1 protein-coding gene is annotated in these 2,547 nt (G+C 59.5%); it reads left to right on the plus strand.

Translation table 11 applies throughout. From position 1 onward, the window contains the following. A partial coding sequence (locus PEL01S_RS34050; RefSeq protein WP_164824382.1) for a condensation domain-containing protein occupies nt 1-2,547 on the plus strand: 2,547 nt, incomplete at both ends.

Here is a 2,547-nt window from a genome sequence, read left to right on the forward strand (position 1 = left end):
CAAGCGGTGCCGATCGGCCGTCCGATTGCGAATTCGACGGCTTATGTGGTCGACCGTGGGATGAAGCTGCAGCCGGTCGGAGCGTGGGGTGAACTGATCGTCGGCGGAGACGGGGTGGCGCGGGGGTACCTGAACCGCCCGGAGCTGACGGCGGAGAAGTTTATCGCCAGCCCGGTGCGCGAGGGAGAACGCTGCTACCGGACGGGAGACTTGGCGCGCTGGCGTGCGGATGGGACGCTGGAGTATAAGGGCCGGATCGACGAGCAGGTGAAAATCCGGGGCTACCGGATCGAGCTGGGCGAGGTGGAAGCGCAGTTGCTGCGCGTGGAAGGCGTGCGGGAAGCGGTGGTCATCGCACGGGAAGACGAGCAGGGGCAAAAGCAGCTGTGCGCTTACTTTACGGCGGAGAGCGAATTAAGCGCAGGCGAAGTGCGCAGCGCATTGTCGCAGGAGCTGCCGGGATACATGGTGCCGTCGTATTTCGTGCAGATGGAGCGGATTCCGCTGACACCGAACGGCAAAGTGGACCGCAGAGCGCTTCCGGCCCCAGAAGGAAGCATGCAGACGGGAACGGAGTACGTGGCCCCGCGGACCATGCTGGAAGAGCAATTGGAGCATATTTGGAAAGACGTGCTGGAGCTTCCGGCCGTGGGGATCAAAGACAATTTCTTTGATCTCGGCGGGCATTCTTTGCGCGCGACCAACCTCGTTTCCATCATTCAAAAAGAAATGCAGAAGAATGTGCAGCTTCGCGATGTGTTCCAGCATCCGACCATCGAACAGCTTGCGCAGGTGATCGAAGCGATGGAACAAACTGCGTACGCCTCGATATCAGTTGCCGCAGAGAGCGACCATTATCCGGTGTCCTCTGCTCAAAAACGGATGTACCTGCTGCAGCAGTTCTCAGGCGCCGGGCTTAGCTATAATATGCCGGGCGTGATAAAGCTGCACGGGCCGCTCGACCGGGTCCGGATGGAGGAGGCGTTCCGCCGTCTCATCGCGCGTCATGAAACGCTGCGCACTAGCTTTGACACGGTCAACGGCGGCGAACCGGTTCAAAGGGTGCATCAAGAGGTCGCTTTTTCCGTCGAGTTCATGCAGGCGGGAGAAGAAGAAGCCGCCGAACTCGTCCAACGGTTCGTGCGCCCGTTCGATCTGACGCATGCTCCACTGTTTCGGGCCGGGCTAATCGAAACCGGGCAGGATCGCCATATTTTGATGTTCGACATGCATCATATTATTTCCGACGGAACGTCCATAGGCGTTCTCGTTCAAGAGTTTGTCCGGCTATACGGACGGGAGGACCTGCCGCCGCTTCCGATTCAGTATAAGGACTATGCCGTATGGCAGCAGGGACAAAAACAAAGCGAGCGTTACCGCCGACAGGAGAGCTATTGGCTGGACGTTTTCTCCGGGGACCTGCCCGTGCTCGACCTGCCGACCGATTACGCGCGTCCCGCGGTACGAAGCTTTAGCGGCAGCGTATATGAGTTTGTCCTGGATCGCGGACAAAGCGAAGGACTCCGGCGGCTGGCGGCGCAAAGCGGGACGACGCTGTACATGGTGCTGCTTGCGGCATATACCGCATTGCTCGGCAAATACAGCGGGCAGGAGGACATCGTCGTCGGGACCCCGATTGCGGGACGGCCGCACGCGGACTTGAGCGGCTTGATCGGCATGTTCGTCAACACTTTGGCGATCCGGAATTATCCGTCAGGGGAGAAGACGTTCCTTGCTTATTTGCAGGACGTCAGAGAACATGCGCTGTATGCTTACGAAAACCAGGATTACCCGTTTGAAGAACTGGTCGAGAAGCTCAGTATCCCGAGAGATATGAGCCGCAACCCGCTGTTCGATACGTTGTTCGTACTGCAAAATACGGAGCAAAAGGAGCGGCGGATCGACAATCTTCAATTGGCACCTTATCCGCAGGAGCATACGGTGGCGAAGTTCGACTTGAGCTTTCATGCGTCCGAGGATGGGGAAACGATCGGCTGCGGCTTCGAATACGCCACTGCGCTTTACAAGCGGGAGACCGTAGAGCGGATGGCGGAGCATCTGATCCGGCTTATCGATGCGGTCGTCGCGGATCCGCAAACAACTCTATCGGCGATCCAGATCGCTACACCGCAGGACAAAACTCAGATTGTCGAGCAATTCAACGCGACGGCGACGGATTATCCGCGGGAGCAGAGCATTGGCGTGCTGTTCGAGGCGCAGGTGAAGCGGACGCCGGAGCAGACGGCGGTTGTATGCGAGGGCGTTAAGCTGACCTACCGTGAACTAAATGAGCGGGCGAACCGTCTGGCGCGGACGCTGTGGGTCGCAGGGGTGGAGCGCGATGAGCCTGTTGCGATTTTGGCCGAGCGTTCCGTCGAGATGGTAGTTGGGGTGCTGGCGATTTTGAAGGCCGGAGGCGCGTACGTGCCGATCGACCCGGACTACCCGGAGGAGCGCGTCCGCTACCTGCTGGACGATTCGGGCGCCAAGCTGCTGCTGACGCAGCGCCGGGAGCTGGTGCGCACGGACTTTGTCGGAACGGTCGTT

Origin of the sequence: Paenibacillus elgii NBRC 100335 (assembly GCF_004000865.1) — a bacterium.
Classification (GTDB): domain Bacteria; phylum Bacillota; class Bacilli; order Paenibacillales; family NBRC-103111; genus Paenibacillus_G; species Paenibacillus_G elgii.